Origin of the sequence: Roseateles sp. SL47 (assembly GCF_026625885.1) — a bacterium.
In the GTDB taxonomy this organism is placed as follows: Bacteria; Pseudomonadota; Gammaproteobacteria; order Burkholderiales; family Burkholderiaceae_C; genus Roseateles.
In genome coordinates this window covers 4,910,237-4,936,025 of the sequence record NZ_CP113068.1, presented here as the reverse complement: position 1 = coordinate 4,936,025, position 25,789 = coordinate 4,910,237, and the positions used below count along the sequence as shown (strand labels likewise).

At 64.5% G+C, this 25,789-nt stretch carries 22 protein-coding genes; 17 read left to right on the top strand and 5 right to left on the bottom strand.

Features of this window, described 5'->3' with window-relative positions; all coding sequences use genetic code 11:
- Positions 1–27: 27 nt before the first annotated feature.
- The 8 genes from OU995_RS21210 (at position 28) to OU995_RS21175 (ending at position 12,385) form a co-directional block, all read left to right on the top strand.
- On the top strand, positions 28–495 hold the full coding sequence (locus OU995_RS21210; protein ID WP_267832114.1) for a GNAT family N-acetyltransferase: 468 nt from the start codon (positions 28–30) through the stop codon (positions 493–495).
- Positions 496–527: 32 nt separating this feature from the next.
- Positions 528–1,712 (top strand): tail fiber domain-containing protein, encoded by a 1,185-nt coding sequence (locus tag OU995_RS21205; protein WP_267832113.1) that lies wholly within the window; start codon positions 528–530, stop codon positions 1,710–1,712.
- Entirely contained in the window at positions 1,709–3,223 is a 1,515-nt protein-coding gene (locus tag OU995_RS21200) for a hypothetical protein (RefSeq protein WP_267832112.1), read from the top strand. Before OU995_RS21205 ends, OU995_RS21200 begins: the two co-directional genes overlap by 4 nt.
- Entirely contained in the window at positions 3,223–9,933 is a 6,711-nt protein-coding gene (locus OU995_RS21195; protein ID WP_267832111.1) for a PLxRFG domain-containing protein, read from the top strand. Before OU995_RS21200 ends, OU995_RS21195 begins: the two co-directional genes overlap by 1 nt.
- Positions 9,934–10,659: 726 nt before the next feature.
- Positions 10,660–11,118 carry a hypothetical protein gene (locus OU995_RS21190; RefSeq protein ID WP_267832110.1) on the top strand — a complete coding sequence of 153 codons (459 nt, stop codon included), beginning with the start codon at positions 10,660–10,662 and terminating at the stop codon, positions 11,116–11,118.
- Positions 11,111–11,593 (top strand): TIGR02594 family protein, encoded by a 483-nt coding sequence (locus OU995_RS21185; RefSeq protein WP_267832109.1) that lies wholly within the window; start codon positions 11,111–11,113, stop codon positions 11,591–11,593. The genes OU995_RS21190 and OU995_RS21185 overlap by 8 nt, the downstream gene beginning before the upstream one ends.
- Positions 11,590–12,102, top strand: coding sequence for a DUF2514 family protein (locus OU995_RS21180; RefSeq protein WP_267832108.1), 513 nt, complete (start codon positions 11,590–11,592; stop codon positions 12,100–12,102). Before OU995_RS21185 ends, OU995_RS21180 begins: the two co-directional genes overlap by 4 nt.
- A 10-nt stretch (positions 12,103–12,112) precedes the next feature.
- The gene (locus OU995_RS21175; protein WP_267832107.1) at positions 12,113–12,385 is read left to right on the top strand and encodes a hypothetical protein; all 273 of its coding nucleotides are present in this window, start codon (positions 12,113–12,115) and stop codon (positions 12,383–12,385) included.
- Positions 12,386–12,397: 12 nt separating this feature from the next.
- On the opposite strand, the gene OU995_RS21170 is transcribed toward OU995_RS21175, so the two are convergent.
- Positions 12,398–12,763 carry a hypothetical protein gene (locus OU995_RS21170; RefSeq protein ID WP_267832106.1) on the bottom strand — a complete coding sequence of 122 codons (366 nt, stop codon included), beginning with the start codon at positions 12,761–12,763 and terminating at the stop codon, positions 12,398–12,400.
- A gap of 60 nt (positions 12,764–12,823) precedes the next feature.
- On the opposite strand from OU995_RS21170, the gene OU995_RS21165 reads away from it, so the two are divergent.
- The 3 genes from OU995_RS21165 (at position 12,824) to OU995_RS21155 (ending at position 15,916) form a co-directional block, all read left to right on the top strand.
- Positions 12,824–12,955: a hypothetical protein gene (locus tag OU995_RS21165; RefSeq protein WP_267832105.1), complete on the top strand. Its 132-nt coding sequence runs from the start codon at positions 12,824–12,826 to the stop codon at positions 12,953–12,955.
- A 102-nt stretch (positions 12,956–13,057) separates the two neighbouring features.
- Positions 13,058–13,777, top strand: coding sequence for an SOS response-associated peptidase family protein (locus OU995_RS21160; protein WP_267832104.1), 720 nt, complete (start codon positions 13,058–13,060; stop codon positions 13,775–13,777).
- 1,395 nt (positions 13,778–15,172) lie between these two features.
- Positions 15,173–15,916 (top strand): hypothetical protein, encoded by a 744-nt coding sequence (locus OU995_RS21155; protein ID WP_267832103.1) that lies wholly within the window; start codon positions 15,173–15,175, stop codon positions 15,914–15,916.
- 93 nt (positions 15,917–16,009) lie between these two features.
- On the opposite strand, the gene OU995_RS21150 is transcribed toward OU995_RS21155, so the two are convergent.
- The 3 genes from OU995_RS21150 to OU995_RS21140 all read right to left on the bottom strand — a co-directional run bounded on the left by OU995_RS21150 (position 16,010) and on the right by OU995_RS21140 (position 18,519).
- Positions 16,010–16,552, bottom strand: a complete 543-nt coding sequence (locus OU995_RS21150) for an META domain-containing protein (RefSeq protein ID WP_267832101.1) — start codon at positions 16,550–16,552, stop codon at positions 16,010–16,012.
- A 125-nt stretch (positions 16,553–16,677) separates the two neighbouring features.
- A complete protein-coding gene (locus OU995_RS21145) occupies positions 16,678–17,418 on the bottom strand; it encodes a LuxR C-terminal-related transcriptional regulator (protein WP_267832100.1) in 741 nt (246 codons plus the stop codon).
- Positions 17,419–17,538: 120 nt separating this feature from the next.
- Entirely contained in the window at positions 17,539–18,519 is a 981-nt protein-coding gene (locus tag OU995_RS21140; RefSeq protein WP_267832099.1) for an NADPH:quinone oxidoreductase family protein, read from the bottom strand.
- A gap of 118 nt (positions 18,520–18,637) precedes the next feature.
- Here OU995_RS21140 and surE point away from each other — a divergent pair, with 118 nt between their 5' ends.
- The 5 genes from surE to rlmD all read left to right on the top strand — a co-directional run bounded on the left by surE (position 18,638) and on the right by rlmD (position 24,000).
- Complete coding sequence (gene surE, locus OU995_RS21135; RefSeq protein WP_267832098.1) at positions 18,638–19,393, top strand: 5'/3'-nucleotidase SurE; 756 nt, start codon at positions 18,638–18,640, stop codon at positions 19,391–19,393.
- Positions 19,390–20,220 (top strand): protein-L-isoaspartate(D-aspartate) O-methyltransferase, encoded by an 831-nt coding sequence (locus OU995_RS21130; protein ID WP_267832097.1) that lies wholly within the window; start codon positions 19,390–19,392, stop codon positions 20,218–20,220. Before surE ends, OU995_RS21130 begins: the two co-directional genes overlap by 4 nt.
- Positions 20,221–20,270: 50 nt before the next feature.
- Complete coding sequence (locus OU995_RS21125; protein ID WP_267832096.1) at positions 20,271–21,182, top strand: peptidoglycan DD-metalloendopeptidase family protein; 912 nt, start codon at positions 20,271–20,273, stop codon at positions 21,180–21,182.
- Between the two features lie 379 nt (positions 21,183–21,561).
- Positions 21,562–22,524, top strand: a complete 963-nt coding sequence (gene rpoS / locus OU995_RS21120; protein WP_420714898.1) for an RNA polymerase sigma factor RpoS — start codon at positions 21,562–21,564, stop codon at positions 22,522–22,524.
- Positions 22,525–22,635: 111 nt separating this feature from the next.
- Positions 22,636–24,000, top strand: a complete 1,365-nt coding sequence (gene rlmD, locus OU995_RS21115) for a 23S rRNA (uracil(1939)-C(5))-methyltransferase RlmD (protein WP_267832095.1) — start codon at positions 22,636–22,638, stop codon at positions 23,998–24,000.
- Positions 24,001–24,250: 250 nt separating this feature from the next.
- Here the strand turns inward: rlmD and OU995_RS21110 are convergent, their stop codons facing one another.
- Positions 24,251–24,955 (bottom strand): Bax inhibitor-1/YccA family protein, encoded by a 705-nt coding sequence (locus tag OU995_RS21110; RefSeq protein WP_267832093.1) that lies wholly within the window; start codon positions 24,953–24,955, stop codon positions 24,251–24,253.
- A gap of 96 nt (positions 24,956–25,051) precedes the next feature.
- Here OU995_RS21110 and OU995_RS21105 point away from each other — a divergent pair, with 96 nt between their 5' ends.
- Complete coding sequence (locus OU995_RS21105; protein WP_267832091.1) at positions 25,052–25,453, top strand: GlcG/HbpS family heme-binding protein; 402 nt, start codon at positions 25,052–25,054, stop codon at positions 25,451–25,453.
- Positions 25,454–25,789 lie beyond the last annotated feature (336 nt).

Here is a 25,789-nt window from a genome sequence, read left to right as displayed (position 1 = left end):
GCCTTCGACCCAGGGGCCTTTGTGCCCATGGAGCATGGCGCCTACACCATCCGGGCGGAAAGCTTCCGGCAGATCCTGCCCGAGCTACGCGTGCTGCATGCTGAACACTGGGCTGAGACGGAGAAGCACCGGCACAAGCTGCCGATGGATCCTGACTATGACGTGATGGCAGCTCGGGAGCGCGCCGGGCGCCTTTTGCAGTGCACGGTTCGTGATGCCTCTGGTTCCCTGGTGGGACACGTCCGGATGTACCTCGCAGAGTCGATCCACACCCGCACCATCTACGCGGAGGAGGACACGCTGTTCATCCGTCCGGGCCACCGAGGCGGCCTGCTGGTGATGCGCCTGATGCGCTTCGCCGAGGCTGCGCTGCGCGAGCTGGGGGCGCGCGAGATTCGAGCAGACAGCAAGTTGCTGAACAAAGCGGATGTTTTGATGCGGCGCCTCGGATATACGCCTGTTGCGCTGAAGTTCCACAAGCATTTCGAGGGCTGACTATGTGCGCCGATTCTCCCGATACCAGCGGAATGAACGCAGCGGCTGAGGCCTCCGCCAAACTTGGACAGGAGGCGTTCAACTGGTTCAAGCAGGAATACGCCAACACGGCGGGCCAGCGCCAGGAGACGCAGGACCGGGCAAATGCTGTCAGCGATGCCCAGTTGGCGTCGATGAACTACGCCCTGGACCAGGCCAAAGACGCCGAAAACTACAACAAGACGACCTTCCGCCCTTTAGAGCAGCGGCTGGTATCCGAGGCTCAGAACTACGACACCGCAGAGCGCAGGAGCGCGGAATCGACTGCTGCCGTCGCCGACGTGAACCAACAGGTTGCCGCGCAGCGGCTGGCGACCCAGCAGGAACTTGCTCGGGCCGGCGTTTCCCCGGAGAGTGGGAAGTCGCAGGCGCTCAGCGCGGCCCAGGATGTCGAGGCAGCGAAGCTTGCTGCGGGCGCTTCCTACACCGCGCGGAAGAACGTTGAACAGCAGGGCTATGCCCGCATGGCCGACGCGGCGAACCTGGGCCGCAACCTGGGTAGCCAGCAAGCCACCCAGCAGTCCCTAGGCGTCCAGGCTGGCAGCAACTCGGTGGCCTCCAGCAACGCGGCGAATTCGGCAAGCCAATCCGGTGCGGGCCTGATGCAGTCCGGGTTCTCAACCGCGCTGCAGGGAGCAGGCCAGGCCGGTAGCCTTTACGGCCAAGCTGCGCAGCTTGGGTCCTCCAGTGGCTTGGACCTCGGGGGCATCGGATCGCTCTTGGGCGGCGGTGCCTCGTTGGCAAAGCTGTTCATGTCCTCCAAAGACATCAAGACCGACAAAGTGCCGGTGGACGATGAAGAGGTGCTGGCGCACATGAAGGACTTGGATGTCGGCGAATGGACCTACAAGCCGGGCGCTGGTGACGGCGGCCGCCACATTGGGCCTTATGCCGAAGACGTTCAGCGTGAGTTCGGCGACCGAGTAGCGCCAGGTGGCAAGGCCATCAACGGGGATGCAATGGGCCAAAGGGTCGGCGAAGCCATTAGGGGCCTCGATGCGCAGGTGAGTCGCGCCGAGGGGAAGAAGCGACCCGTCAGCGCGCCTCTGGCGCAGGGACTGGCCGGCAACGATCGCGTTGACCAAATCGGCGTACAGGTCTCGATGATCAAGGCCTTGGCCGCCAGGGTGGACAAGCTGGAAGGCGGCAAGGCCTCTGAGCGGGGAGCGCGTGCATGAGAAGGAATGGCCTCAGTTCGCTGATCAACGGTTTCCTGTCCACGTATCAGCAGGCGAACGCCATTCAGCGGCAGGAAGAGGACGAAAAATTCCGCGACGAGCAGCGGGCCCAGCTTCGGCAACAGTGGTCGGAGGCCGACAACCTCAGGGCGTCGATGAAGGATGCCGCTGCACCAGCGGCTGTTGAACAGGCATTCTTGAAGTCGGACGACCAAGACAACCGGGACGTTGGGCAGCCGGGTGAGCCCCCGCCGACTCTTTCGGGCTTCGGCGTCAAGGGGCGGACCTATGCGTCCATGTCGGAAGCTCAATCTGCGGCAGATGCCTACAACGCACCAGACCAAGTCAACACGCGGATGTCTCAGGCGCTGATGAGGGCCGGCAAGCCCGCCGAGGCGGCGCAGTTGCGGTCCAGCGCTCGGCAGGAGCAGGTGGCCGGCCTCCAATTGGACGAGATGCAGCAGGCCTTCGCCAAACGGAAGTTTGACGACGCGCTGTCTAACATGAGCAGCTTCGACGACATTGGCGCCTTTACGAACACCAAGGCCATGCCGTCCGCTGACGGGAAGTCGATGGTGTTCCATGCCGTTGGCCCGGACGGTACCAGCCGTGCCTTGCCGTATTCGTTCGCCAACGACGCGAAGGGACTCACCGAAGCGAAGGCGATGCTCTCGAAGTCGCTTCCGACGGAGCAGAAGCTCTCCTACCTCCATCGCCAGGCGCAGGACGTCGAGGGGCGCAACCGTTGGGAGCAGGAGTTCAAACTTCGCCAGGATTCGGAGGCGCGCCGTGCCAAGCACGAGGATCGGATGTTGGCGGCCGTCACAGCGCGCAACGCGTCGGCCGCGCCGGCGGTACCGACATTCGACGACAAGCTTGCACGAGAGACTGCCCACGATGCGGTCAAGGCCGAGAACAAGCGGCGGGGCGATGCCAACCAGGCGCTACTTTCCGGGCCGGAGGTGGCGCGCATGGTCGACGACTATGTCGGTGCCCAGCGCACGCAGTTCAACAACGGTCTGATCCTGCAGGCCGCCAGCAACGATTTGTCCAGCCTTGATCCGTCGTCGAAGGAATACGCGGCGACGTACGCCCGGGCTCTTGCGCATGGAGACCCGAAGCAGCTGACGGAGCGGCTGTCCGCCATGGGATTCAAACCACCCGCTGCTGCCCGCCCGGTGGCGGAACGGCCTTCAGGTGCCCCCATGCAAACGCAGCAGACCAGTGCCCGGCCTCAGGTCGCTGCAATGGCGGCGGCTGCAAATGGCGGCGGGACCGTAACTGCTTCGGGCGACGGGCCGGAGGCGCAGGCACTTGACGCTGCCCGCAGCGCGAAGGCCACGGCCTACCAGGAGTTACTCCGGTGGGGAAGTATGCAGCGCGCGAAGAATCCACAGGGCTTCGCTGCGGCGCAGGCCGCCTACGAACAGGCACGGGCCGATGAAGCGTCCGCGCAGCAGGCATGGAACCAAGTCGCCCCCTCCATGGTGGCGGCCATGAGGACACGTTGATGGCAACCCGCAAAACACCCCCGACCATCGGAATGGGCGTCCTTTCGCTTGACGACATCGAACGCGCCGGCATCCGCTACAACGCGCTGCCCGAGCCCGCCCCCCCAGAGCCGAAAGAGGAGGGGAGCAGCACGTTCCGGCGGGTAGTGGGAGACACCGGAATCTCCTTGCTGAAGGGGGCGATTGCGATCCCGGAAGCCGCCGTCGGCGTCGCTGACCTGGTGACCGGAGGCCGCGCAGGCAAGCTTGCCGAGGATGCAGGTTTTCGGGCGAAGGATGCCAAGCAGTTCCTGGACGAGTATTACAGCCCGGAGCAGAAGGCCGCGAATCAACGGGTGACCCAGGCGGAAGGCATCGGCGGCACGCTGGCGGCCGCCATTGAGAACCCATCGACCATCGCACATGCGATCGCCGAGTCCGCCCCGTCCCTCTTGGGAGCTGGAGGCATCGCACGCGGCGCCATGGCGGTGGCGCCGCGCCTGGCTGGTGCAGCGGCGGCCGGCCTGGGGGAGGGTGTCCTTTCGGCTGGACAGACGGCGGAGCAGGTGCGCCAGGAATCCGGAGACGGCTTGCTGACGGGAGAGCAAGTCGGCATCTCCGCCGCCTCCGGCGCCCTGACTGGTCTGCTGGGGACTGTGGCGGGCAAGGTCGCTAACCGGCTTGGAATTGGAGACGTGAACCAACTGGTAGCCGGTGTGCGCAATGCGGGCCCGGAGGTCGAGAAGGGCGTCGTCCGGAAACTGATGGAGGGGTTTGCCTCTGAGGGTGTGCTCCAGGAGTTCCCGCAGTCTGCCCAAGAGCAGATCGCGCAGAACGTCGCCCTCGGAAAGCCATGGGACGAAGGCGTGGCAAACGCTGCCACCATGGGCGCGCTGGCCGGCGGCGCCATGGGCGCGGCGGCTGCTCCGTTTGGACACCAGGCGACCCAGGCAGCGAAGGGCACCGCGGCGGCTCCTGCCGAACAGGCCAAGGCGGAAGCTGATGCCCACCGCGCTACCAAGTTGCCCGAAAACGGGCTCCTCACCAAAGGCATCAATGCGAAGGTCGAGGCCGAAGCGATGGCCATCGAGACCGCTGGGCAGTTGCGAGCTCGGCTACGCGAAGCTGCTGCTGCTGCCGATGCGGCTGCGCCCGAGGTGCCTTCCTTGACCTCTGGCCTTGGGGTGGCCGCGCCAGTCCCCGAAGGCAGTATTCCGTTTGAACCGCAAGCTATGGTGGACACCGGCAAGCTTGCGCTTGGCGACGCCCAGCAGAACGCGGAGAGCAACATTTCGCGGTATGCGGCGACCCGAGAGGCCATGAGCCTGGAGGACGCGCAGCGGCTGGAGAGGGCGGCCCAGGAGAGTGGCAGGGACTTCGTCATCGTCGGACATCCGGCCGGCGGCTATATGGTGATGCCCCGGCAATGGGTCACCCAGAAGCTGATCGATGCAGCGAAGGACCAAGGTCCGACACCGGGCCAGGCCGCCCTGGCAGCTGCGGACCGGCTTCATCTGGACGGGCAGCCCGCACCAGTGCCGATGCTCGGCTATGACACTGCGCCCACCGGCCGCATGCTTGCATCCCAGAGCGGAGAGGTCCGCCCCGAGATCCGAGCGGATGAGATCAACCGTGCTCAGGAACGATCCGTAGCGTCGGCGAATGGAGACCACCGGCAAGCTCGCCGCGCATCTGCGGTCTGGGCCGACGAAGGTCCGACCGCGCCGCCTGCGCCGCTCCAGCTGGGCTATGACACTGCGCCCACCGGTCGGCTTTTGGCGGACCAAGCCGGCACGGTAAGGCCGGAGACGCGTGCGGACCGCATCAACGAGCGACAGGCTGCGGTGGAACGCGGCCAGCAGGCTCAAGCCCGCTGGGAGTTGGGCCAGTCACCCGGACTCAAGCCGCCGTCTATGCGCGCGGCGATGGGGAATGCCACGCTGGATTCGGACATCCTTGGTCCGGGGCAGCTGCCATTCCGCAATCGACATTCGGCGACAGTCCAACAGCGGGAGCTGGGCGCCGGCTATCAAGTGGTGGAGATCGCGCCGGAGAACTTTGTTGTGCGCGAGGTGACGGCGGAGAGCCCCGTCCGCGCAGAGCCTGTCCAGGCCAAAACCACTTCGGCGGCCGCAAGTGAGATCGCCGCCTCAGGTGATGTGCCGGAAATCCGTTCGAAAAGCGGTGGACCCTATGCCTCGAAAGGCGTGGCCACCAGGGCGGCGAATCTCAATCCTGGGTATGCGGTGGTGGAGGTTGACGGCGGTTGGGTGCTTCGCCGGCCGGCGGCCGACCTCCAGGGGAGGCGCCTGGGCAAAGACTGGATGTCCTTCGCGGACGACTCCGGCTCCCTCAGGATTCCGCGCGCAGAGATGCCCCAGGTGAAGGCTGAGCACCGGGGTGCCCTGGTGAACTTCCTGAACGCCCGTGGCATTTCCCACCGCCAGGTGGAGCTTGCAGCGGTTAACGTCAAGCCGACTCAGGACGAGTTCTCTCCGGCCAAGGTGGAGGCCGCGAAGCGTCACCAGGGTGGCGACCGGTCCATTCTGGTTTCGAAGGATGGGCACGTGGTGGACGGACACCACCAATGGCTGGCGAAGCGAGACGCAAAGCAGAAGATCAAGGCCATCGTTCTGAATGCACCGATCAAAGAGCTTCTTGAGCAAGTCCGTGAGTTCCCCAGCGTGCAGGCGGCTGCCGGTGCAACCAACCCCGGGCAAGACATGTTGCTGAGCCGGAAGGCCCCTGACAACCTCACCCAGCAGGAGCTGGACAAACGAAGCAATGAGGTGGTGGAGTTCGTGAAGGCCGTCACTTCGGGCGCTGAGCATTCGCCACGGCTGATCCTGGGCGAACTCAGCCAGGACGCGACGGACAAGATCGCAAAGGCTGCGGGCGTGTCCGCCGATGGTGCGGTGGAGGTAGTGCTGGCGGACTCGGTGATCCATTCCACCAAGCGCCATCCGGATCTCACAACGGAAGACTGGGCCAAGCTGCCGACGCTGACCAACGGCTTCGATGACGTCGCTCTGGGCGAGAAAGCCAGGAATCCGGCGCTCACCCGCGTAATCATGCGGATGAAGGACGGGAAGGGCAATTACGGCGGGGTGTTCGAACTCACCGGTGGCGGCCGGCGGATGGCACGCAAACTGAATCTGGTGTCGTTCTTTAGTGGAACCGATGCCCAGATTGCGGCATGGTGGCACAAAGGAAAGGGCCGCGATGTCGCCAGTGTCCCGAGTTCCACGGAACTTGCGTCAAGCGCCCCCAGCGAGCTTTCGCAGCCCTCGGACGACAGTGTAGCGAGTCGGGCGGATAGCGTCCAATCCGGCGGTGTCTCGGCTGAAGACCTCAAGCAACAACTGAACTCCACAATCGAGGGCTGGAGCAACGGCCCGGCCGGCGGCGTGCACATCGTTCAGTCCGTTTCTGAACTGCCGACGGACATCCAAGCCGGTCTCAAGAAGCTGAACGCAGAAGGCATCGTGCGCGCTTTGTTCATGCCGGGTGATCGTTCTGTTTACCTGGTCGCCGACAACTTGCGGAGCCTGGACGAGGCGCAGTTTGCGCTATTCCACGAGGTGTACGGACACCTGGGCATGCGTGGCCTGATGAGCCGCCAGGAGCTGGAGGACACCCTGATCCGGCTCCAACGTGCAAACCCTGGTTTGCAGCAGGAGGCGGATCGCTGGTTTGCAGCTCATGGTGCCGACGAAGTGGCAGCAAGGGTTGCGCGCGGGATGGGCGCGGCCAGGGCCACCCGGGAGGCGGCGTTGCTTGCGGTGGAAGAGGCGCTGGCCGACCGCGCGGGTAAGAACATCCCAATCTCCAGCATGAGATTTCTGGCGGCCAAGCTGCAGAAGGCGCTGCGCTCCATCGGGTTGGACAAGGTCGCCGATTGGCTGGAAGGGAAGACGAGCGCGGAAGTGATGGACTTGCTGGTCCGCGCGCGCGCGTCGGTGAACTCGGCGCCTCGGCCATGGGCGGAGGAGTCCTCCGGGGCTCCAGCGCTCACCAAGCGTGGCGAACAGTCATCTGATGCTGACGCCGGCCCGGTGCTGTCGCGCTCGCCGGCCCAGGCCGTGGCGGACATGACGCCACAGATCGTGAAAGACATGATCGACGGACAGCGCGGGTTCCGAACCGTCCACTGGTGGCACAAGTCGGTGGGCACGATGTACGACCTGGCGGCCAAGAACCCAGCCTTCCGAAAGGTTTATGACGCTGCGCAGGCCTTCCTTCACGACACGAGCCGGTTCGCAACTGAAGCTGCAGACATGGCGCCGCGGGTGCTGCCGCAGCTGAACGATAGGACGGATCTCTTCAAGGACCTCTCATTGAAAGAGGCGGACCGGAAGGCCATTGCGCCTCCGATCTTTGAAGGCACCCTGCAATGGGCCCGCGACGATGCAGGTAAGCTCATCGAGGCGAAGGACGTGGAGTCGGCCGGCGTGGTCTTCACCGACCAGGAGCTGAGGGACAAGTTCAATTTGAACGACCTGCAAGTGGAGCTCTATCGCGAGTTCCGGGCGGCTGTTGATCGCTCGCTGGATTCAACCGGTGCCTCAGACGTCATTCGATACCTTGGGCAGGACGCGTCCGATGGCATGAAGGACCTTGCCCGGACCGGCGAGTATCAGGCGCTGAAAGACGTGGTCACCGCTCATATCGAGCAGATGGAGCCTGGCAAGCTTCGCGACACCATGCGCGAGGAGGTGGCGGAGAAGTACAAGCGCCTGGACCAGCTGAAGGCGGCCGGTTACGCGCCGCTCTCCCGCTTCGGGCGGTATGCCGTGCACGTGCAGAACAAGCTCAACACGACCGAGTTCTTCGGCCTTTACGAATCCGGCACTGACGCGGCCCGAGCCGCGCGGCAGCTGGCGGAGGAGTTCCCCGGGGCTGACGTGCAGCGCAGCATGATCAGCCAAGAGGAGTTCAAGCAGCTGAAGGGCATCAGCCCGGAGACCGCCCAGCTGTTCGCCAAAATCTCCGGCATGGACAAGAACGAGTCCCTGCAGACTTGGCTGAAGAACGCGGCCGCCAATCGGAGCGCGCTGAAGCGCATGATCAAGCGCAAGGGGACCTCCGGCTACAGCGAGGATGTGTCACGGGTCCTGGCATCCTTCATCACCAGCAACGCCCGGGCGGCGTCGCAGGGCCTGCACGTGGGCGAGATGTCGAACCTGACGGAAGCCATGCACCAGGGCGACGCCAAGGACATGGCGATCAAGCTGACTGACTACGTGCAGAACCCGATGGAGGAAGCGGCTGCGCTCCGGGGCTACATGTTCGTTCACTTCCTGGGCGGCTCCCTGGCCAGCGCCGCGGTGAACATGACCCAGCCCTACATCATGACGATGCCGTGGCTGGCGCAATTCGTTGGCGCCGCAGGCGCGGCCAAAGTCATCGGGAAGTTCACCACCCAGGCAGCGACCGGGAAGGGCATCGACGACGACATGCGGACCGCGCTGCATATCGCCGAGAAGGAGGGCATTGTTTCCCCGCAGGAGGTGCACCAGCTGCAGGCGATGGCGATGGGGCGGGGTTCGATGTTCGCCAACGCGGCCCGGTTCCTGGGGGCGAACGAGAAAATTTCGATGGCGGCCGACGGGATCGGCAAGCGTGCAATGTTCGTGTGGGGGGCGCCGTTCGCCCTGGCAGAGCAGTTCAATCGCAAACTGACATTCATGGCTGCGTACCAGGTTGCGAAGGATAAGGGAATGCCCGATCCCTTCAAATTTGCGGCTCGGGCGGTCGTAGAAACGCAGGGGGTCTACAACCGGGCGAACAAGCCGGTGTGGGCGCGCGGCGCCATTGGGGCAACTCTGTTCACGTTCAAGCAATACACGATCGGCTATCTGGAGTTCATGCATCGCATGTGGAACGCTGGTGAGCCGGGAAGCCAGGAGCGCACGGATGGTCGAAAGGCCACCTTGTTTGCTATGGCGTTGCTGATCATGGCCGCCGGTGCGCAAGGACTGCCCGGCGCAGATGACCTGGACGACCTGGTGGACACCATCGGCCAGCGCATGGGCCACGACACCAATTCGAAGCGCTGGAAACGGGAGCACCTGCCGGACTGGCTGAACTACGGCTTCAGCGCGCTCCCTGGGATTCCGCTGGACGTGGCCGGGCGCCTCGGCGTGGGCAATCTCCTCCCCGGCACGGGCATGTTCCGAAAGGACAAGTCCGACAAGTCCGGTGATGTGCTTGAGGTTGCGGGTCCAGCGGGAGCCGTTGTGAAGGGGGTGACGGAAGCGCTTGATCAAGGGAGTCTGCAGCCAGCCCTCCCGACGGCGTTTCGGAACATGTGGAAGGGCGTCGATACCGCAGTGCACGGCGCGTATCGAGACACCAAGGGACGTCGGGTCATTGATGCTGACATGGTGGACGCCGCAGCAAAGTTCGCAGGCTTCCAGCCGGCAACTGTTGCCGCCGCATCACGGGCGGACGGCATTCAGATCAGCCGGCAGGCGCTGGCGCGCAACGTCGAATCGGAGATTGCCTCCGATTGGGCGGCCGCCCGGTTCGAAGGTGACCTGGAAGGGGAGCGGGCTGCCCGGGCCCGCATCAAGGATTGGAACGAGAAGAACCCGGACACGCCGATCGGGATCACCATGGGGCAGATCCTGAAGCGTGTCCGCTTGATGCGCCAGACCCGGCAGCAGCGCCTTCAAAAAGCGGCGCCAAAAGAACTGCGAATGGCTGACGCTGCCGCCGTGCCAGGGTGATCAGCCGCCGGTGCCTGAGAACAGGTCGTTGAGCCAGTCTCTCAGACCCTCAGGCCCGCGCCAGGTGGGGCCAAGGGTGCTGGTCCTGATCTCGGGCTGGGTGAGCGGTTTGAGATCCTGCCGCTGCAGGAAGGCCTCGACTTTATGGGAAATCTCGCCGTGGCCAAGGCGCCTAGCGTGTCCCGGGCTGGTGGCACTACCGAGAGGTATTGAATCGATACCGTCGGCGTGTGGTTCCTTGATATGCTCGCGCATGGAATAGGTCTCTATCGATTTATTTCACTCGAACCCCTGGTCGGCCGCAATCCTTCCAGGGGTTCACCTTTTTGGGCTTTCGCCTCTCTGATCGCCCTCGAACTGCAGCGGGGGCGGAGCAATTCGACCACAACTTTTCCTGAGGGCTGACTGATGCACCAGGTGGTAGGCCCCATGACAAGCGATAACGCTTGCCATCTCCGAACTAGCCGTCGTGCAAACAGCGGTGCTTGCCTGTTCAAACAGTGTTAAGCCGACATCAACTGGCCGCGCGCGGTTCCAGTTGTTGCCACGTTGGTGCCAGTTGTTGTCATGCGACGGTTTTGGCTGTGACAAAAATCACGGGCTAGGCTTCTTTGGAACGGGCGCCGAGGTGCGCCCCAAAGGGTGATGTGCCCACGCAACATTTAGGGGGCGACACTCGAAATCAGGGCGGGTTGACTTCGGCTCCTTCCCCCTTGCAATACCTCCATGTCAAACGAGGCGGGGATTGCGATGGCGGCTGACGGTGCAAGCGGAGCGGCGGGCCTGGCCTTCGCCGCGAAATATGGCGTGTTCGCCAAGCTGGGCGCCCTGCTCACCGCAGGGGCAGTAGGTGCCATCCTCATCGCCGCAGTGGACCCGGCCGAGGCCTTGCCCGATCCTGGGAAAAGACGAAAGCTGATCGTTACCCAGGTGATTGCAGCCGGCGTGGTTTGCGGCATGTGCGGCCCCTTGGCTGTGCGATGGCTCGGCCAGCCCACCGGCTGGTTTCCTGTGGAAGCTGGGGATGTGGGCGGATGGGTAGAGCTGGCGATGCCCGTCGGCCTGGTGCTCGGTGGGCTCTCATGGGGGCTGATCGGCGCCATGGTGAAGCTTCGCCAGCTCATTGCCTCCCGTGGGGCGGGTGCAATCGCCGAAAGGGCCGGCATGAAGGACGGTCATGAGTGACCCCGCTTGGCTGGCCGAGGCCCGCAAGTACATCGGAACCCGAGAAATCAAAGGTGCGACACACGAGCCGAAGATCCTGGCCTGGTGGAAGGCAATCCGCCGTGGTGGCATCAAAGACGATGAGACGCCGTGGTGTGCCGCGTTCGTCGGCGGCATGCTGGAGGCCGTCGGGGTCATCAGTTCCAGGTTCGAAGGAGCGCAGAGCTATCTGTCCTGGGGCGTGCCGCTGCAGGAGCCGGCCGTGGGATGCATTGTTGTCCTTGGACGGGCCGGTGGTGGTCATGTCGCCTTCTGCGTCGGCCAAGACAATTGGGGCAACCTGCTGCTGCTCGGCGGGAACCAGGGCGACGAGGTGAACATCTCCGCCTTCGCCCGGGGCAGAGTGCTCGGGTATCGGTGGCCGACGGCCGTTCCGCTTCCACCACCCGGGCCGCTCCTCGTCGGGCAGGCCGCACTGTCGAGGAGCGAGGCGTGAACGCGCTCCTGGCCCGGCTGCTTTCTCCCGCACTGGCCATCGCACTAGCTGGTGCGTTGCTGTTGGCTGGCCATCAATGGGGCAGGGCGCTCATCGCGGAGAAGGCGTTGACTTCATCGCAAGCGGAATTCGCCTCCTACCGAGAGCAGGTGCAAGCGAACCACGCGGCGGCGCTGCGGAAAGCTGCCGAGGAGAAATCCAGATCCGACAAAGCCCGACAGGAGGCCCTTGATGCTGAATATCTTGCCCGCCAGGCCGCTGAGGCTGACCGTGATCGTCTGCGCGCTGGCAATGGCCAGTTGCAGCGCTACGCGGCCGACCTTGCCACCTCCCTCGCTGATCGAGCGCGAGATACCGCCGCTCCCGGCAGCTGCCAGGCAGCCAGCGAGCAGCTCGCCTTCGTGGTCGGCGCGCTTGACGACTTTGCGGCAGCAGCTGGGAGTGCGGCTGACGACGCCCGCCGCGCCGGGCAGCTCTGCGAGCGCACCTATGACGCCCTAACCAAATAGGAGCCCGGACATGTGGCATGCGGAGGTTTCGGAACTCATCCTTCGGGAGGTCGTCTCGGCGGACGACCCGCAGAACCATATCCCGTTCGGGGCGGTGGCGACCGTCAACTTACTGAGCCACGGCCGTGCATTCATCCGCGCGGCCCTGCGGCGCGATGGCCGTTCGCTGTCAGCCAGGGACTTCCGGGACATTGCCCGAAAGCTCAGGGATGAGCACGATGTGCAGGTCATCGAGTACGACCGCAAGGGCGAGCTTCGCAGCTGGCCCACCTGGCGGGCCTGACCAAACAAGGTCTTACCGGGCGCCCACGATGATCTGCGTCAGGCTGTTTTCCGGGATCTCCTTTAGGTGGAGGCCCTTGACGGGGGCCGAGAACCAAGCCTGTGAGACTCCGGTCGCCTTGTAGCCACTTTGCACGAGAAACTGGTGAATCTCGTATGCGAACTGAAAGGCTTCCTGGTCTCCCTGCACTGCCACCACATCAAAGGTCACGTCTTTGGACAGTTGCTGCAGGATGCTGGCTTTACCGGCCTCGTCCAGGTGGCGGTCTACCGGCCCATTGATGTTGACCGTGTGAGCGGTGATCCCGCCTTGCTGCCCAAAGCTGGTGACGCCATTGAAGATGAAGTTGCCTGCGGGAGGCTTGCTGAAGAAGCTCATGGCTATTTCCAAGGATGTTTTTCTACGTAGTCAAAGATGCCAGCAAGGCTGACCAGCACCGTGAGAACCCACACCACGACGGCCGGCGCGCGAGCCCACCATTTAGGCCTGGGCGGTGCGGAAGAAGTGGAAGCGGTGGTGCTGGAGGCATTCGCTACATTCACGGTATGGGCCGTGATTCCCCCGGTCTGATTGGTAGACTTTATTTGTGTGCCCATGGCACTCCTCCTTTGAGATCCCCGGCTATCGTAACGCCCATGCCGCAAGAGTGTGTCTATGTGTAATCTTTACCACATGACCCCGAAGACGGACCTAGAGGTCTACGTGCGGCGCCACCTGACAACGGTGTGGCTGCCGGAGAATCCGGAAAAGCCGTTCGTGGTGCCATTCGACCCGGGGCTGTTCCTTCGTCCCGACGGTGATGGGCTGCAAGGCGTGGTGGGGCAATGGGCCATGATCCGCCCGGGCGCGCCAGCGCGAAAGGACATGATCCAGTCCAAGGCGGTGCCCGGCAAGAAGCCAGCGGCGCCACGGCCGCGCAGCACCAACAACGCCCGAACTGAGACGGTGGCCACCACCCCCACGTTCAGAGCGGCGTGGAACGAGGGCCGGCGCTGCCTTATCCCGGCGGCTTGGTACCAGGAGCCGAACTGGGAGACGGGACGCAACATTTGGTGGCAACTCCGCCGCACCGACGGCCTGCCGTGGATGCTGGCCGGCATATGGAACGAGTGGGTGTACCCGGCCACCGGTGAGGTGGTGCCGAACTACACCATGCTCACGATGAATTGCGATGGCCACCCACTACTGGCCCGCCTGCACAAACCCGACCCCAAGCTGCCGCCGGATGCGCAGGACAAGCGCGCCGTGATCCACGTTGAACCGCAGGACTGGGCCGCCTGGCTGCGCGGCACCGAGGCGGACGCCCGGATGCTGCTACGCACCCAACCGGCCGAGTTCTGCGACCAGGCCGACGCACAGCGCACGGACGCGCTGCTGGCGCAGCTGTTCTAACCCGCATCATCGGGCGATGGTCGCGCAGATGCCGGGAGGCGGGAGTGAAGTTCTCGCCGAAATCGCTCCTCCAACTCCAGCACCTCCCGCGGTGCCACTGGTCGCATGTACCAGCTTTGGTAACAGGTCAGCAGGGTGACGCTGTCGGAATAGGCTCGCTCGAACCCGTTGACGGTCCAGGCGCTGCCGCCTGCATGCACCACCGTCGCGTCAAAAAGTGGCGGCGGCATGGATCCAGGGAGGTGCGGATGTGGCTTTAAGGTCGCGACGCGGGCCGTCCGGCGGGTCTCCGGGTCCCGGTCTTCGGCAATGCAGAACTCTCCAAGGACTTCGTCCTGCTGGGCGAAAAAGTGGCGAGGGATCAAGGAACCCAGGCGATAGAAACGGCGGACGTACCAGTACAGCATGATGCTGTTGATTTATACAGTATCTGCGCGCGATCGGTGGGAACTAAGTCGCTGCAAGCCGCACCAAGTCCGGGGTTGTCAGGCAAAAATATTCCCACGAGTCGGCGCATAGCCCGCATGGATGCTCGCTTGTCGAACCAGATTGTGATTCTGGTTGTCGTGGGTTCGAGTCCCATCAGCCACCCCACCGGATAAGGCAGCAATGCCAGGAACGCCGACAAGATGAAAGTCTTGTCGGCGTTTTGCTTTGGATCTCAGGAATCAGCGGAGATCGAAAGTCTCGGCGTCGGACAGCTCAGACTGGCTCCGCAGCTCGACATGGCGCAGGGTAGCCTGCGGATGACGGTCAGGCCCGGCTTGGTGGGCGGCCGGGCGCCGCTTGGGGAACGACGCCAGCGGCCGTTGCCTGTTGATCTTCTTGCAGGTGCCGGAATTCCGGCCGTGTCGTGCGGCTCGGGCGAGCGACCGCGATGGCGATCACGGCAAACACCGCAGAGGCAGCAAAGTTTCCCAGGCTGCCTTCTGGGTCTTCCCCAAAGTGCATGGCGCCGTAGGCGGCGTTCAAAAGCGCGCCCAGCGCAATGCCGACGCCCCACACAACTCCTGTCCTCATGACTTGCCCGATGACTGCTGTATTTCTGGCGCCAATGTAGCGTTAAGTGCGCTAGCCAACATTGCGGGTCCGCAGAACGTTCAGCTGGAACCGTGAGGTTTTCGCCATCAGAAGCGCTGTTTTAATACAGTAGTCCCGGGGGCTGCGTCTTCCACGGCCGTGGCGCCGCGCTTAGGATTCACCTCTGTGACCTGTCAGTGACCCACCGTCATAAGGCTGGTGAGCATGGGAAGTGACTTTGAGGCCGTGCGCCGAGCGGTCCTTCTGCTCTCGGGCAAATGCGCCATCTACGGGGTGGCCAGCGCGGCAGCCTGCTTGGGGGGCGGGTCGCTGGCAAGCGCGTGTGCCATTTCTCCGGCAACGGATGATGAGCGCGTGTTGCAGCCTCCCTCGGCCGGGCACCAGGCATCTGATGCGCAGATCCTGCGTTTCACCTTCTCCCGGCGATTGGAAGACCCGCGGACCCAGTGGCTGATTGCCGTCTATCGCGAAGTCCTGTCCCGCTTGAGCCTGGGTTTCCAGTTCGTTGATGTGCCGCCTGCGCGGGCGACCTTGCTGGTCGAGTCGGGCCAGGCGGATGGTGAGCTGGGGCGCACCTGGGGGTATGGGGATCTGCATCCCAACCTGCTGCGGGTGCCCGAGCCCAACAATGAGGTGCAGTTTGCGGCCTATGTCACTTCAAACCGGCTCGGCGACAACGTCCCGGCATGGGGTCGGATCCGCGCCTTGGGCCTGGTCTGCGAACATCGGCATGGCATTCAGGAGTTGTCGGAACTGCTGGCGCGCCACCTGAACCCAATGCAGATCTCCAAGGTCATCACCATCGAGCAGGGCATTCGCCGTTTGCAACTGGCGCGCACCGACATCTATTTTGATGTCCGCGAGGGCGTGGAGGACTATCTCGCGTTCGGCGACGCCAGCGCGGCCGCACGGGCGGGGCCGAAGCCTCGCCTGCTCGGCATTGTTCAGACCACCACCGGCCATGCGTATCTGCATCGTCGCCATGCCCCACGGCTGGCCGCCATCTCGCAGACGCTGCGCGAGCTGAAGCAGGAAGGCTTCGTGGAGAGGTATCGCCTCCAGATGGTGGAGCAATACCTCGCCAGCAAACGTCGCTGAGTTCGCGCCGCGCTGCGCGGAGGCAGGCGGCTCGCAGAGCGATCACCTGCCATCGGCGCTGCATCAGTGCTGCACATCAGCGCCGCATCAGCCTCAAGGCTGTTGGGCGACAGTCTTCACCGGTGCCAGGCGTGCAATCACATTGCCGCTTTCGTCGACCAGCGCCAGCCGATGCGGTTCGGTTCGCACCGATCGGGTGGCGCTCATCGCGGTATTCCAGCCCCGTGCCACGGTGTCGCCATCGCCGGGGCAGGCCATGCGCGTGGACACGCCGCCAGCATCATCAAAACGCAGCGCCGACGGCACGTCCGACGCGGGCTTGAGTGGCCGCCGATAACGGTTGCAGCCATCGGTGCCCGAGGCTACGCCGTCCTGGATGCTCAGGGTTGGGCGGGGGGCGGTGGTGGGCAGGTCTGCGCCATTCAAGGCGGTGACCACCCATTCCTGCTGGTCCCAGCGAGCCGTATGCGGCAGGCTGCCCGCGGGCGTGGTCGGTGTGCTGGGGCCTGACGCACAAGCGGCCAGGCTGGCGAGCATCGCTGCTGCCAGGACACTGCGCCAAGCGGGCTGCCGAATGCTGCGAATGCCGCGAACGCTGCGAACGAGGAGGAGGGGGGGGAATGGGGTGCGCTGCATGCTTGGGCTATCCAGATGTTGTGGATCCCGGTGGGATCGATATGGACCCAGCTTAGCCCAAGGTGCGGCAGCCTTGCAGGGGACAAGGGCATGTGCTCCCGTCGGAGGGCGGCGCAACGACCTCTTCAGACCAGCCCCTGCTTGCTGGCCAGCACCGCTGCTTCCGCGCGGCTGGAGACATTGAGCTTCTTGTAGATGCTCTTGATGTGGTCATTCACCGTGAACCACTTGATGCCCATCAGGTTGGCGATTTCCTTGATGGTGAAACCCTTGCTCAGGTAGGTCAGCACTTCGTTTTCACGGGGTGTCAGCCGCTCCCATTCCGGCAGCGGGTCCAACGTGACGCCGCGCCCGCTGGGCGTGGCGCTGGAGGTGAGACTGCCAAAGCCCGAATTCAAGCCCATGGGGCCGGAATCACCGGTGGAGCCGGGCCGGAAGTGCGACAGCAGGCGCCGCGCAATGGCCGGGGACAGCGGTGGCTGGCCGCGCACGATGCGCTGCAATTCTTCCACCAGCACCTCGAAGCGGTCTTCCTTGAGCAGATAACCGTCGGCGCCCCGTTGCAGGGCCGGGAACAGGTGATCGTCGTCCGAATACAGCGTGGTGACGATCTTCACGGCCGGCCGGGTGGCCAGTTCGCCCAGAAACTCCATGCCATTGCCGTCGGGCAGTTCCAGGTCGATCAGGATGAGCTTGAAGCCGCTGCCGCCAGGCTCCGCATCAGCCCGTGCCAACTGCTGGCGCGCGCCTTCCAGGTCCCCGGCTTCTGTGATCTCCATGCCGTCGCTGAAACTCTCGCGCACTACACGACACAGGAAGCTGCGGGCTACCGGATTGTCTTCAACGATGAGAACTTTGACGGCCATGGGGATGCGTGAGCTTGAGCCTCGGCATCCTATCGCACGCCCAGGCCTGACACGCCCCCGCGAAGAGGGTGGGCCTGTGCTTTTTTATGGGTCAGTCCGTTCAACCGTACCCATGACAGCTCAGGTACGGTTCACCACCACCAGCTTGCCGACCACCGCACGGCCGCTCATCCGTGCAAATGCCTGCGGCAGGTCCTCCATCGGCAGCACCTGATCAATCACCGGTTTGATCTTGCCTTGTGCATACCAGGCGGCCAGGGTCTTCATCATGTCCGCATTGTGCTTCGGCTCTCGCTTGGCGAACTCGCCCCAGAACACCCCCACCAGGGAGGCGCCTTTGAGCAGGGTCAGGTTCAGGGGCAGCGCCGGAATCTTCCCTTGGGCGAAGCCGACCACCAGATAGCGTCCGCGCCAGGCGATAGAGCGGAAGGCCGGTTCGGTGAGGTCGCCGCCGACCGGGTCATACACCACGTCCGGCCCTCGGCCCTCGGTGAGGGTCTTCAGTTCGTCCCGCAGCGAGTGGGTGGTGTAGTTGATGGTGGCATCAGCGCCCAAGTTGCGGCAACGGGCGCATTTGTCGTCGGTGGAGGCGGCCGCAATCACCCGCGCACCAGCGGCCCTGGCAATCTGGATGGCAGCGGTGCCCACGCCTCCGGCGGCCCCCAGGATCAGCACCGTCTCTCCGGGCTGGAGCGCGGCACGGTCCATCAAGGCGTGATGGCTGGTGGCATAGGTGCAGATGAAGGCGGCCGCGTCCTCGAACGGGAAGCCGGCCGGCAGGGGCAGGGCCAGTGCGGCCGGTACCAGCGCTTCTGTGGCGAAGCCCCCGGTGCCGGTAAAGGCCGCCACCGTGTCGCCGGGCTTGAAGCCTTGCACGCCGTCGCCGACCGCATCGACCACCCCCGCAAACTCGGTCCCCGGCACAAAGGGCAGGGGCGGCTTCATCTGGTACTTGTTCTGGATGATCAACAGATCCGGAAAATTCAGGCTCGCCGCCCGGATGGACACCCGCAACTGGCCCGGCCCGGGCTGCGGCTGGGGCAGCTCCTTCCATTTCAGCGCCTCGACACCGATCGGGTTCTCGCACAGCCAGGCCTTCATGTGGGTTGCTCCTTGCGGTCTTCAAACTGGGCCCTGCACCGGCCCGACTCCGGCGGATGATAGGGAGGCTGTCATGGGTGGCGCGTCTCACAGGTGACGTCTGCCTACAATGCGGCTCATGCGCATACTTATCGCCAACGACGACGGATACCTCGCCCCTGGTCTGCACGCCCTGGTGCGTGCCTGCGAAGGGTTGGGGCAGATTGAAGTGATCGCACCGGAGCAGAATGCCAGCGGCACCTCCAATTCGCTGACCCTCTCGCGGCCACTGTCGGTGTTCACCGCCGCCAACGGCTTCCGCTACGTGAATGGCACGCCGTCGGACTGCGTGCATCTGGCGCTGACGGGCCTGCTGGACTATCGACCGGACCTGGTGCTCTCCGGCATCAACAACGGTGCCAACATGGGCGACGACACGCTCTATTCCGGGACCGTGGCCGCAGCCACCGAAGGTTATCTGTTCGGCATTCCGTCCATTGCGTTTTCTCAAGTGGAGAAGGGGTGGGGGCATCTGGATGCCGCCGCCGCGATGGCGCGTCAGTTGGTGCAGGATGTCATCGCCGGGGGCCTGGTGGACCCGTTCCTGTTGAGCGTGAATATCCCGAATCGCTCGGACGCCGCCCAGTTGCCGCGCCGGGTGACCCGCCTGGGCCGTCGCCATGCCAGCGAAGCGACCATCCAGCAACGCAGCCCGCGCGGCGACATGATCTACTGGATCGGCCCCGCTGGCGACGCGCGCGAGGCTGGTGAAGGTACCGACTTCCATGCCACTGCCAACGGCATGGTCTCCATCACGCCGCTGCAGGTCGATCTGACCGAGCATGCATCGCTGGGGGCGTGGCGTCAGCGCCTGAAGCTGAACGAGCAGGCATGAGTGACACGCCGCCGCGCGCCAAGCGTTTTCCGCTGTCCTTGCAGCAGCTGGGCAGCACGCCCAAGCCGGGCGCTGCGGTGGGGCGCGAGCCGCTGAAGCCGCAGGGCCATTGGCAGCAGGCCGCTGCCATCAAGGCCCGCGCGGTGCCGCCCAGCGGCCTGGGGCTGGACTCGGCGGGCGTGCGCCAGCGCATGGTGCAGCGGCTGCGCGCCGAAGGCCTGTCGGACGAGCGCGTGCTGCAGGCCTTGGCCACCGTGCCGCGCCATGAATTCGTGGATACCGCGCTGGCCATCCAGGCCTATGAGGACACCAGCCTGCCCATTGGCCACGGGCAGACCATCTCCAAACCCTCGGTGGTGGGGCGCATGATGGCGCTGATGCTCGCCGCGCCCGGGGCGCAGGCCCGGGGTCATCTGGGCAAGGTGCTGGAGATCGGCACCGGCTGCGGCTACCAGGCGGCACTGCTGATGCAGATCGCGAAACAGGTGGTTTCGATCGAGCGTCTCAAACCGTTGCACGACAAGGCCCTTGGCCATCTGGTCGGTTACAGCCAGGTGAGGCTCGTGTATGGGGACGGCATGCTGGGCCATCCCCCTTCCGCTCCTTACGACAGCATCATCTCCGCCGCTGGCGGCGACGACATCCCGCAGGCCTGGCTGGACCAACTCGCCCCGGGTGGCCGGCTGGTGGCGCCGATGACGGCCCCGAGTGGGCGTGGTCAGGTGCTGGTGCTGATCGACCATGTGCGCGATGCACAGGGTTCTCGCTTTGTGCGCAGCTTGCATGAGGCGGTCCTGTTCGTGCCCCTAAAATCGGGCGTCATGTAACCGGTGGGAGACACCGGGCTACAGCGTTCTGTAACGACAACCAAAAGCGCATGCAACATCTTCATCGTCTTCCGCTTGTAGGGGTCTCCGTGCTGTTGCTGGCGCTGGTCGGGTGTACCGTTCCGCCGCACCGCGCTCCGGTGGAGGAGCGCTCCGTCGGCAAACCGCCCGCAGCCACCCCCACAACGCCTGTCACGGTGCAGACGCCCGAGCCGCTCAAGCCGCTGCCTGGCGCTGAGAATGCCGGCAAACCGGGGTACTACACCGTCAAGCCGGGTGACACGCTCATCCGCATCGCGCTGGACAACGGCCAGTCCTGGAAAGACCTGGCCCGTTGGAACGGCATGGACAACCCCAACATCATCGAAGTGGGTCAGGTGTTGAGGGTGGTGCCGCCCGGCGTGGATCCCAGCTCGGTCACCACGCGGCCGCTGGCGTCCACCCGCGTGGAAAGCCGTCCGCTGGATGGCAAGGCCACGGCGTCCAACACGCCGGCCAGCGGTGCCTCCGCGCCGGCCACCAGTGCGATTCCGTCGAGCGGCCCCAGCGGCGTGGTGGCGTCCGCGCCCACGCCGCCGGTCATCAAGGACGACGACGACATCAGTTGGGGCTGGCCCGCATCGGGTCAGGTCTTAGCAGGGTTTGATGAAGTCCGCAACAAGGGAATGGCGTTTGCGGGCAAAGCCGGAGATCCAGTCTTCGCCGCTGCCGATGGCCGCGTGATGTACGCGGGTGCGGGCTTGCGCGGATACGGCAACATGATCATCATCAAGCACAGCACGAACTATCTGACGGCTTACGCTCACAACCAGACCTTGCTGGTGAAAGAAGACCAGGTGGTGCGCAAGGGTCAGAAGATCGCCGAGATGGGTGATACCGATACGGACCGGGTCAAGCTGCACTTTGAAGTGCGCAAGCAGGGCAAGCCTATCGATCCTGCAAAGCTGTTGCCGACCCGTTAGCAGGCGCTGAAGGAGGCGCCGCGACATGAGTCAACGCGCCGCCTCAATGGATGGGCATGACTTGCCCAAGCTCTCTGCAGGCCAGGAAGCTGGCCGTTTTGCCATGCCGCCCGCACTGGCGGCCCGCCCGCCCACCGTGATGGATGGGGCGCTGGCGGCGGATGTCCCGCACATCAACGACAGGCATCCGGATGCGCCGACACCGGACTCCCATGAAGACATGGAAGCCCAGGATGAGGGTCTGGCCGACCTCGATGCCACCGGGCTCGACGAGCCGGTGGCCGTCGACGAGCTGGAGGGTGCAACGGCCTCCCTGGACGATTCGGCGATCGAGGTGTCGGCGGCGCTGGTGGATGTCCTGCTCTCGGCGGATGCCGAAATGGAAATCCCCGTGGGCGATGCGGACTCACCTGCCGCTGACGCAGAGGGTGAGGGTGCCCCGGTGGAGCCTCGTTCGGGCCAGACCCTGCTGGCGCCGATGGAAGGCGGTGATGTTGGCAATGCGCTGCAGGCTTATCTGCGAGACATTCGACGTACGCCGCTGCTGACCCCGCAGGAAGAATACGAGACGGCGACCCGTGCGCGAGCGGGTGACTTCGAAGCGCGCCAGGCGATGATCGAGCACAACCTGCGCCTGGTGGTCAGCATTGCCAAGAACTACCTGGGCCGCGGCCTGCCCATGAGTGATCTGATCGAGGAAGGCAATCTCGGCCTCATGCATGCCATTGGCAAATTCGAGCCGGAGCGTGGCTTCCGGTTCTCCACCTATGCCAGCTGGTGGATTCGGCAGGCAGTGGAACGCGCGTTGATGCATCAGGCCCGGTTGGTGCGGTTGCCGGTGCATATCGTGCGCGAGCTGAATCAAGTGTTGAAGGCGCGGCGGTCGCTGGAGGCGATGTCGGCGGGGCAGGGGGGCGAGTCCCAGGTGCGGGACGACGACATCGCGCGGGCGCTCGGGCGGCCGGTGGAAGAAGTGGCCGCGCTGTTGGCCTATGCCGAGTTGCCGAGTTCGCTGGACTCACCGGTGGATCGCAACGGCGAGGGTGGGGAGTCCATGCTGGACCTGGTGGCGGATGAGCAGGCCATGGATCCGGTGGGGCAGCGGCTCACCCATGAGCTGGAGGGGCTGCTCAAGACGGGGCTGGCTTCCTTGAGCGACCGGGAGCGCGAGGTGCTGGCCGGTCGTTATGGTCTGGCGGACCGGGAGCCGGAGACGCTGGATGTGCTGGCGGTGCGGCTGGGGCTGACGCGGGAGCGTATTCGCCAGATCCAGATCGAGGCCCAGGCCAAGCTCAAGCGCAACATGCTGCGCCAGGGCATCAATCGCGATTCCATCTTCTGACGGCTTGGCGTGGATGCCGCCTGGTGGATGCCGTCTGGTGGATGCGCCACGTAGCCGCTCGTGGCCTGGGGCTCGGCGGGCGGGTGTGCTCTTGCCAGATAATGCGCGGTTATGACTGATGTTTCGGAATGGCTGAAGGTCGAATCGCTGGACCTGGAAGCTCAGGGCGTGGCCCACAATAGCGAAGGCAAGGTGGTCTTCATCGAGGGCGCGTTGCCTGGTGAAGAGGTTCAGGTCAGCGTTGGCCGCAAGAAGAACAACTGGGAGCAAGCGGCGCTGGTCGCCATGCGCCGTGAGAGTTCTCAGCGGGTGCGTCCGGTCTGCCCGCATTTCGGTTTGCATGCGGGTGCCTGTGGCGGCTGCAAGATGCAGCACTTGCATCCGGGCGCCCAGGTGGCGGTGAAGCAGCGGGTGCTGGAAGACAACCTGTGGCATCTCGGCAAGGTCAAGGCCGAGGCGCTGCTACGTCCGATCGAAGGGCCGGCCACGGGCTACCGTTATCGGGCGCGCTTGTCGGTGCGGTATGTGCCGAAGAAGGGGCATGTGCTGGTGGGTTTCCACGAGCGCAAGAGCCGCTACATCGCTGATATGCAGGTCTGCAAGGTGCTGCCGGAGCAGGTCAGTCAGATGCTGATGCCGCTGCGGGCGCTGATCGGGTCCATGGACGCACGAGACCGTCTGCCGCAGATCGAGCTGGCGATTGGGGACAGTGCGGGTGTGCAGGTGATTGCGCTGGTGCTGCGCCACCTGGAGCCGCTGAGTGCGGGCGATGTGGACAAGCTGCGCGCCTTTGCGGCTGAGTATGGGGTGCAGTGGTGGCTGCAGCCCAAGGGGCCGGAGACGGTGCATCTGCTGGAGGCGGGTGGGCCGGAGCTGACGTACACGCTGCCCGAATTTGGTGTGGTGATGCCGTTCAAGCCGACGGACTTCACTCAGGTGAACCATCACATCAACACGGTGCTGGTGGGGCGAGCGCTGCGCCTGCTGGCGGTGCAGCCGAATGAGCGGGTGATTGACTGGTTCTGCGGTCTGGGCAATTTCACCTTGCCGCTGGCCACGCAGGCGCGTGAGGTGCTGGGCATTGAGGGGAGCGAGGCGCTGGTGCAGCGGTCCCGGGAGAATGCGCAGCGCAACGGGCTGAGTCACAAAGCGTCGTTTGTGGCGCGCAACCTGTTCGACATGACGCCGCAGCTGCTGGCGGCGGACGGGGTGGCGGACCGCTGGCTGATTGATCCGCCGCGGGAGGGGGCCTTTGCGCTGTCGAAGGCTTTGGCCGATCTGGTGCAGGATCCATCGCTGGCGCCGGGCTGGACGCCGCCGAAGCGGATTGTGTATGTGTCCTGCAACCCGGCAACCCTGGCCCGCGATGCGGGCTTGCTGGTGAATGTGGCGGGCTACCGCTGCACGGGTGCCGGCGCGGTGAACATGTTCCCCCACACCGCGCACGTCGAATCCATCGCAATACTAGAGCGCTAGGCCCCCTACGCGCGGCGATGCGCGTGATCGGGGTGCATTGAGCGACTGTTGTGACGAAAAAAATGGGCCACGAGGGGCCCATTTTGGTTTGGTCTGCACCAGTCGCTGCTCCGCCAAGAAGATCGAGGGCGGCCGCTGAATGCGGATTGGAGCGACGGTCTTGCTGCCGCCCGCCCCAAGCAGAGTCTGGAGATCCGGCTTTGCCGGGCTCCGACTGCCCCCTGGGGGGCGCGCGCAGCGCGTAGGGGGGTTAGTCGCGTTCCCCGCCGAAGATGCCGAGGAGCGACAGCAGCGCCTGGAAGACGTTGTAGATGTCCAGGTAGATCGCCAGCGTGGCGCTGATGTAGTTGGTTTCGCCACCATCCACCACGCGCTTCACATCCACCAGCATGAAGGCCGAGAACACGCCCAGCATCGCCACCAGGATGGTCAGCAGCAGCGCCGACGACTGCAGGAAGATGTTGGCAATGCCCGCCACCATCAAAATCACCGCACCCACCACCAGGAACTTCGTCAGGCCCGACAGGTCACGCTTCACGACCGTCGCCAGCGACGCCATGCACAGGAAAATCGCCGCCGTGCCACCAAAGGCCGTCATCACCAGCGTGCCACCATTCTTGAAGCCCAGCACCGCCGCAATCAGCCGCGACAGCATCAGACCCATGAAGAAGGTGAAGCCCAGCAGGAAGGCCACACCTTTGCTGGAGTTCTTGTACTTCTCCACCAGAAACATCAGGCCAAAGGCGCCCACAAAGAACACCAGTGTCGACATGCCATGCGACAAGGTCTGGAAGAGGCGGAACTGCACGCCCAGCCACGCGCCAATCACGGTCGGGATCAGCGACAGCGCCAGCAGCCAGTAGGTGTTGCGCAGCACGCGCTGACGGTCCACCGCCAGGGAAGATGCATAACCACCAAACGGGTTCGGTTGGTTCTGCAGGCTTTGGTCGTTCATACGAGCCTCCATGAAAAAGAAACTGTCCCCATTGTAGGGTGACCGCCACACCTTCGCTAAAGTGGCATCTCCCCCATTGATTTCTATCTGAACACCATGAAGCAGAAGCCCTATCTCAGCCTGGATGACGTCAAGCGCATCGCCGCCGCCGCCGAAGCCGAAGCCGTCAAACATCAGTGGGCCGTGACCATCGCCATCGTGGACGACGGCGGCCATCTTCTGTGGCTGCAGCGCCAGGACGGCGCCGCCGCCAGCTCCGCGGTGATCGCGCCCGCCAAGGCCAAGGTGGCCGCCATGGGCCGCCGTGAATCGAAGGTCTATGAGGACATCGTCAACAACGGCCGCGCCGCGTTCCTCAGCGTGCCGCTCGAAGGCCTGCTCGAAGGCGGCGTGCCCGTGATGGTCGATGGCCACTGCCTGGGCGCCGTCGGCGTCAGCGGCGTGAAGTCCTCTGAGGATGCGCAAGTGGCGAAGGCTGGCATCGCCGCGCTGGGCTGATTCCCGACGGATGCTGGACGTGCGCGCGGTGCATGCAGGGCCGAAACGGGCGCCTCCGCCCGCCTCCGTCCGTCTCCCTCGGCCACCCCGTGGTGACGCCCTGACCCGATACGGATTGCAGGGCGCCCATGCCCCGCACTTCCGTTTGCGCAAATCTTCTCCGTATATACCCTGGCAGGCTATACTCAGCAGGTTTACCCGCAACCTACCGCGCCCCGCACACTTCACCCCTCGCAAGGAATCACTCTTTCCCGAGTGGCTTCTGAGCAGCATCAGGAATTCACTGACCCTTTCTTCTGGCTGGACACTTCACAACGCAGCTGCTGACCGCACTTC